The organism is Streptomyces spiramenti, assembly GCF_012034385.1.
GTDB lineage: Bacteria > Actinomycetota > Actinomycetes > Streptomycetales > Streptomycetaceae > Streptomyces > Streptomyces spiramenti.
This window is the reverse complement of sequence record NZ_JAAVJB010000248.1, coordinates 1-6,900: the sequence shown is the minus strand read 5'-3', so window position 1 is coordinate 6,900 and position 6,900 is coordinate 1. Positions and strand designations below refer to the sequence as shown.

Here is a 6,900-nt window from a genome sequence, read left to right as displayed (position 1 = left end):
CGGGCGGGTGGCCCGCCCGCCGCGTGGCCTCAGGAGACCAGTTCGGCGTCGAGGCTGATCTCGACGCCGGACAGCGCCTTGCTGACGGGGCAGTTCTTCTTGGCGCCCTCGGCCGCCGCCTGGAAGTCGTCCGCGGCGAGGCCGGGGACCCGGGCACGGGTGCGGAGCACGATGCCGGTGATCCCCTCACCGGGCTGGAAGGTGACGTCGGCGCGGGTCTCCACCGACTCCGGCGGCGTGCCGGCACCCGCGAGGCCGTGCGAGAGCGCCATGGAGTAGCAGGAGGCGTGCGCTGCCGCGATCAGCTCCTCGGGGCTGGTGCGTCCGTTGGGCTCCTCCGCGCGGGAGGGCCAGCTGACGTCGTAGGTGCCGACGCCGGAGGAGTCCAGCGAGACCGTGCCGGAGCCCTCCATGAGCGAACCCTGCCAGCGGGTGGTGGCGGTGCGCGTGGTTGCCATCGTGTGTCAGTCCTCCCGGGACGTAAGGGACTTGCCGTCCGTCACGCTATCCCGCGCCGCGCTCCGGCACGGTCGCGGCGCTCCGGCACGGTCGCGGCGGGCGGTCGGAGGACACGTCATGCCGGGCGCCCCGCGTCGCGGGCCGCCCGGCACGGTGGGCGTGGGGACCGGCGCGGAGCCGGTCCGGGTGCGGCCGGTGGGACTCGAACCCACATGGGCTTTCGCCCACAGCATCCTAAGTGCTGCGCTTATACCAATTCAGCAACGGCCGCCGGACCCCGCCATGATACCGGGCGGTGCCACCCACCTACCCGCCCAGTGCCACCGTCACCGTGTGGATGACGAGTCCGGCCAGCGCACCGATGATCGTGCCGTTGAGCCGGATGAACTGGAGGTCGCGGCCGATGTGGAGCTCGATCTTCCGCGAGGTGTGCCGCGCGTCCCAGTTGGCCACGGTGTCGGTGATCAGCGAGGTGATCTCCCGGCGGTAGCCGTTGACGACGTAGACGGCGGCGTCGGCGGCCCAGCCGTCGAGCTTGGCCCGCAGCCGCTCGTCCGTCCCGAGCCGCTCGCCCGCCGCGAGGACCGCGGCGCGCGCCCGGATGCGCAGCGCGCTGCGCTCGTCCGCCGCCGCGGCGAGCAGCATGTCGCGCAGCGAGTGCCACGCGGAGGCGATGAGGTCCTGGACCTCGTCCCGGCGGACGAGGTCCGCCTTCAGCCGCTCCACGCGCGCGCGGGTGGCGGGGTCGTGCTGGAGCTGGGCGGCGAGGTCGTGGAGGAAGCGGTCCAGGGCGGCGCGCGCCGGGTGCTCGGGCTGATCGCGGATGTCGGTGGCGAAGCGGAGCAGCTCGCGGTAGACGCGCTCCCCGACCCGGCGGTCCACGAAGCGGGGCGTCCAGCCGGGGGCGCCGCCCTCGATCGCCGTCATCACGGAGTCGCGGTGCTCGATCAGCCAGTCGTGGGCCTTGGCGCACGTCAGATCGACGGCGGCATGATGTCCGCCGCCGCTGACGGTCTGCTCCAGCAGTCGGCCGAGGACCGGGGAGATCTCGGCGGTCTGCGCGCGCCGCGTCACCGCCTCGCCGATGATCGACTGGATGTCGGAGTCCTTCAGGACGCCGAGACCGCCCCGCAGGGCCGTGGCGAGTTCCTCGGTCACCCGGTCGGCGTTGGCGGGCCGCGCCAACCACTCCCCCACCCGGCGCGACATCTCGACCGAGCCCAGCTTCTCGCGGACCACCTGCTCGGAGAGGAAGTTCTCCCCCACGAAGTCGCCCAGCGAGCGGCCGAGCTGGTCCTTCTTGGTCGGGATGATCGCGGTGTGCGGCACCGGGATGCCGAGCGGGTGGCGGAACAGCGCGGTGACGGCGAACCAGTCGGCCAGCGCGCCCACCATCCCGGCCTCCGCGGCGGAGGCCACGTACCCGGCCCAGGCACCCGCTCCGCGGGACTCGGCCCAGGTGGCCAGCGCGTAGACGACCGCGACGAAGACCAGCAGGCCGGTGGCGACCGCCTTCATGCGGCGCAGGCCGCGCTGCTTCTCCAGGTCCGTCTCGGTGAACAGGCCGGGGTCCGGGCGTCCCGCCCCGACCGGGGAGGGGGCGCGACGGGTCCGCTCCCGGGGTCCCCCGCCCGGTGACGCCCCCGCCGTGCGCTCCGGTCCCCCGGGGGGCGTGCTGTCCGTGCCGTCCGTACCGCTCATTCCCGCCGCCCCCGTCGTCCGCTCTCTCGCGTCACTCGTCCGCTCCAGCTCTCGTGCCGCATCCGCATTCTGCCCCGTCACCCGCGGGCGGCGGGGCGCCGGCCACTCCGGGCCGCGTCGCGCCGTGAAGGAACGGTGGACGACGACATGCGGCCCCGAACCGGGATGGGAAGATGTGACGAGAAGACAGGAGTACCCGGCATCCGGGCCGGCAGAGGGGATGGGTCGGTTGCTGAGCAGAGTACGCGGCCACGGACTGCTGGCCACGCTGATAGCCACCGCACTGGTGGTCGGCGTACTGGTCGCCGACAGCCTCAGCCCCCGCGGGCAGGCGGCCACCAGCGCGGCGGGCCTCCCCGAACAGGCCCTGCGGACCTCCGAGGGCGTCTGGTTGTCGGCCTGGACCGCGGCCCCCACCGGAGCCCACCCCGACCACCCCGACGGCATGCCGGGACAGGCGGTCCGCAACGTGCTGCGCCCCACCGGGGGCGGTTCGGCGGTCCGGGTCACCCTCTCCAACCGCTACGGCGAGAGCCCGCTGCGCCTGACGCACGTCACGGTGGCACTGGCCTCTGGCGGCGGCCCGGCGGCCGTGCCGGAGACGGTTCGGCGGCTCTCGTTCGAGGGCCGTGACCAGGTGTCGGTCCCGGCCGGCGGCGAGGCGGTCAGCGACGCGGCGCGGCTGGAGGTGCCGGTCGGCTCCGACCTGCTCGTCACCGTCTACGCGCCGGGCCCCGGCGGCGCCGTCACCTACCACCGGCAGGCGCGCCAGACCAGTTACGTCGCCGACGGCGACCACGCGGCCGACGCCTCCGGTGACGCCTTCACCCGTGAGATCACCGACTGGCGGTACGTGACGGCCGTGCAGGTACTCAGCCAGAGCGCCGAGGGCGCCGTCGCCGTCCTGGGGGACTCCCTGACCGACGGTGTGACCTCCACCCCCGGGGCCAACCGGCGGTGGACCGACCGGCTGGCGGAGCGGATGCGGCAGAGCGAGGCCGGCCCTCGTTACACGGTGTTGAATCTGGGGATTTCCGGTAACCGTCTGCTCTCCGACGCGGCGCCGGACCGGCCTTTCAACGCCGACGCCGGGCTGACCCGGCTCCGCACCGACGTGCTGCCCCGGAGCGAGGTGCGCGCGGTGGTGGTGCAGTTGGGCGTCAACGACATCATCCGGGACCCGGACGGCGGCGACGCGGAGGCGCTGCTGGCCGGACTGCGGCAGGTGACGGCGGACGCCCGTGACGCGGGCCTGCTCGTCGCCGGCGCCACGCTGGCGCCGTTCGCCGGCCACGGCGGCTGGCGCGCGGACCGCGAGGAGGTGCGCGAGCGGGTCAACGCCGCGATCCGCGCCGGCGGCGTCTTCGACACGGTGGTCGACCTCGACGAGGCGCTGCGCGATCCCGCCCGACCGGACCGGCTGCTGCCCGCGTACGACTCCGGCGACCACCTCCACCCCTCCGACGACGGCTACGCCGCGATGGCCGCCGCGGTGCGGCTCGCCGAGCTGGCTCCCCTGGCGGACGTCCGCACCTGACGGCGTTTTCGGGGGCGGAGCCGCAGTCACACCCCCGACGACAGCGGCTGCCCTCCCCCGGTCCGCACCCCGCCACGACCGGGTGCGGCCCTCCGGGTGAGCGACGACGGCGGACCGCCGTGTCCGATCGCGCCGGTCCGGCCCGTCGGAACGCACCACACCCCGCCGCACTCCGTTGCACCCCCCGGCCTCACCGCTCCGGCCGGTGCCTCGCCGGCGACCGCCCGAGTGGCACCCGGGCGCGCCGAACTCGCCCCGTTATGTCCGTGATGGGAGACTCTGGCTCCGGAGGAGTCATCCCCGTCGCCGGGGACTCGGGCTGGTGGGCGAGGGGCGAGGAGTCCGCAGGGTATGAGCGACCACAACGGACCGGACGGCAGCGGCGGTGCGCCCCAGCTCTGGGGGCCGCGCCCCCGGCTGCGGGACGGCGGGACCCGCACGCGGCGCACGGGATGGCGCCGGTTCCTCCCGACCTGGCGGACGCTCTGCCTGTCGGCCACGACCCTCGCGGTGGCCGCTGTGGCGCTGCTGGTGACGGGCTACCTGGTGGTGGACATCCCCGAGCCCAAGTCCGCGGCGGCTGCGCAGAGCAACGTCTACCGCTACGCCGACGGGACAGTGATCGCCCGGACGGGGGACGTCAACCGCGAGAGCGTCCCGCTGGACCAGGTGCCCGACCACGTGCGGCACGCGGTCCTCGCAGCCGAGGACCGCGACTTCTACTCCGCCTCGGCCGTCGATCCCAAGGCCATGGTCCGCGCCGGGTGGAACATGCTGCGGGGCGAGGGCCGCCAGTCGGGCTCGACCATCACCCAGCAGTACGTGAAGAACTACTACCTGGACCAGCAGCAGACCGTGACGCGGAAGGCCAAGGAGCTCTTCATCGCGGTCAAGCTGGACCGGAAGTTCAGCAAGGACGAGATCCTGGAGGGGTACCTCAACACCAGTTACTTCGGGCGCAACGCGTACGGCGTGCAGGCCGCCGCCCAGGAGTACTACGGCAAGGACGTGGGCGACCTCGACACCTCCGAGGCCGCCTACCTCGCGACCCTCCTCAACGCCCCGGGCGCCTACGACGTGCGGTCGGGCCCGGAGTACCGCCAGCGGGCGCTCGGCCGCTGGGAGTACGTCCTGGCGGGCATGGTCTCGGAGGGCTGGCTCGACGCGGAGGAGAAGGAGTCGACGGAGTTCACCGAGCCGGCCGACACCGAACCGCAGTCCGGCCTGTCCGGGCGGCGCGGCTACCTGGTGGAGGCCGTCGACCAGTACCTCGTCGAGCAGGGGGTGCTCGACGAGCAGCGGATCGCCGCCGGCGGGGTCCGGGTCACCACCACGATCGACCCCGACCGCCAGGAGCAGCTGGAGCGAGCCGTCGCCGACCAGTTGGGCGAGCTGGTCGACGAGGAGCGACCGCAGGACTCCACGGTGCACGCCGGGGCCGCTTCGGTGGAGACCGCCACCGGTCAGCTGGTCGCGCTGTACGGCGGCCGGGACTACACCGAGCAGTTCATCTCGGGCGCGACGCGGCGGGACTACCAGGCCGCCTCGACCTTCAAGCCCTTCGTCTACGCGGCGGCCCTGGAGAACGAGGCGCGCGACCGCTCCGGCGACCGCATCGGGCCCGACAGCACCTACAGCGGCAGCAGCGGACGCGAGGTGGTCGCCCGCGACGGGACCGGGACCGGGTGGTCACCGGAGAACGAGCAGGACACCGACCACGGCACGCTGCCGGTCAGGGAGGCGATGGAGAAGTCGGTCAACGCCGTCTTCGCCCAGATGGGCGTCGACGTCGGGCCGGAACTCGTCCGGGAGACCGCCGTCCGGCTCGGCCTCCCCGAGACCACGCCCGGCCTGGAGTCCGCATCCGGCTCCGTCTCCCTGGGGGTGTCGACGCCCAGCCCGCTGGACCTGGTGCAGGCCTACGCCACGCTGGCGACTCACGGGGAGCGGAACCCGCTGGTCATGGTCGTCTCCGTGACGGTGGACGGCGAGGAGGTGCCGCTGCCGGAACCGGAGCCGCAGCGGGCGATCTCCCGGGAGGCGGCCGACGCCACCACGGAGCTCCTGCTGAGCGTCGTCGCCGGCGGCACCGGCGAGGCGGCCGGTGCCGCCGCCAGACCGGCGGCGGGCAAGACGGGCACGGCGGAGCAGGACAAAGCGGCGTGGTTCGCGGGCTACACCCCCGAACTCGCCACCGTCGTCGCCCTGATGGGGCAGGACCCGGACGGCGGGGGCCAGGTGCCGATGTACGGCGCGCTCGGCTTGGAGCGGGTCAGCGGCGGCGGCGTCCCTGCGAGGATCTGGGCGCAGTACACCGCGGCGGCGCTGGAGGGTTCGGAGGTGCGGCAGTTCGACCTCCGCCCGGGCGATCTCCCCTCGGGCGGCGGGGACGAGGACGGGGACAGCGAGTCGTCCTCACCCTCGGACAGCCCCTCCGACGGTTCCACGGACGGCCCCTCCACGCGCCCGGCCACCCCGGGCGGGACGACGACCGGGCCGGGTACCGGAGAGCCGAGCGGCGCGCCCGGCGGGGGCGGGGGTCCTGTGGATCCGACGGGCCCGCCCGGCGGGTCGTCGCCGCCCACGGGCCCCGCGCCGGGGGACGCGGGCGGTGACGGCGCGTCGCCCGACGCGCCGAACCCCGGCTGACCGGGACGACGGTGGTGTTTCGGCGGCGCCCGCCACGAGCCGGGCCGCGGCACCGGTCAGCGGTGGTCCGGGCTCAGAGGTAGAGCCCGGTCGAGTCGTCGGAGCCCTGGAGCCGCTCGGCGGCCACGGCGTGCAGGTCGCGCTCGCGCATCAGGACGTAGGCCACGCCCCGGACCTCCACCTCGGCGCGGTCCTCGGGGTCGTAGAGGACCCGGTCGCCCGGCTCCACACCTCGCACGTTGTGCCCGACGGCGACCACCTCGGCCCACTCCAACCGCTTGCCGACGGCGGCGGTGGCGGGGATGACGATGCCGCCGGAGGAACGTCGCTCGCCCGCACCGGTGTCGGTCCTGACCAGGACCCGGTCGTGCAACATCCGGATCGGGAGCTTGTCGTGGGTCGGTTGGCTGCTGCTCACGCCCCGACCGTATCTCAGGGCGGCGGGCCGTCGCCCGGCCGCTCCCCGCGGACGGCGGCCGGGCGGAGGGCGGGGGCCGGGCGGGCGCGGACGGACGACGGGTGGGAGCGCCGCTGCGACGCTCCCACCCGTGGGC

Annotated in this window: 5 protein-coding genes and 1 tRNA gene; 2 read left to right on the top strand and 4 right to left on the bottom strand. The window is 74.6% G+C overall.

What is annotated here, in order from left to right:
* Positions 1-29 precede the first annotated feature (29 nt).
* The 3 genes from HCJ92_RS20715 to HCJ92_RS20705 form a co-directional block, all read right to left on the bottom strand.
* Positions 30-458 carry an OsmC family protein gene (locus HCJ92_RS20715; RefSeq protein ID WP_167935131.1) on the bottom strand — a complete coding sequence of 143 codons (429 nt, stop codon included), beginning with the start codon at positions 456-458 and terminating at the stop codon, positions 30-32.
* 188 nt (positions 459-646) lie between these two features.
* Positions 647-730 (bottom strand) — tRNA-Leu (locus HCJ92_RS20710).
* Between the two features lie 35 nt (positions 731-765).
* Positions 766-2,160, bottom strand: coding sequence for a DUF445 domain-containing protein (locus HCJ92_RS20705; RefSeq protein ID WP_167935130.1), 1,395 nt, complete (start codon positions 2,158-2,160; stop codon positions 766-768).
* Between the two features lie 232 nt (positions 2,161-2,392).
* Between HCJ92_RS20705 and HCJ92_RS20700 the strand changes: the two genes are divergently transcribed.
* Positions 2,393-3,697: a GDSL-type esterase/lipase family protein gene (locus HCJ92_RS20700; protein ID WP_167935133.1), complete on the top strand. Its 1,305-nt coding sequence runs from the start codon at positions 2,393-2,395 to the stop codon at positions 3,695-3,697.
* Between the two features lie 351 nt (positions 3,698-4,048).
* Positions 4,049-6,346: a transglycosylase domain-containing protein gene (locus tag HCJ92_RS20695; protein WP_209311394.1), complete on the top strand. Its 2,298-nt coding sequence runs from the start codon at positions 4,049-4,051 to the stop codon at positions 6,344-6,346.
* Between the two features lie 73 nt (positions 6,347-6,419).
* Here HCJ92_RS20695 and HCJ92_RS20690 read toward each other — a convergent pair whose 3' ends face one another.
* The gene (locus HCJ92_RS20690; RefSeq protein WP_167935132.1) at positions 6,420-6,722 is read right to left on the bottom strand and encodes a GroES family chaperonin; all 303 of its coding nucleotides are present in this window, start codon (positions 6,720-6,722) and stop codon (positions 6,420-6,422) included.
* Between the last annotated feature and the right edge of the window lie 178 nt (positions 6,723-6,900).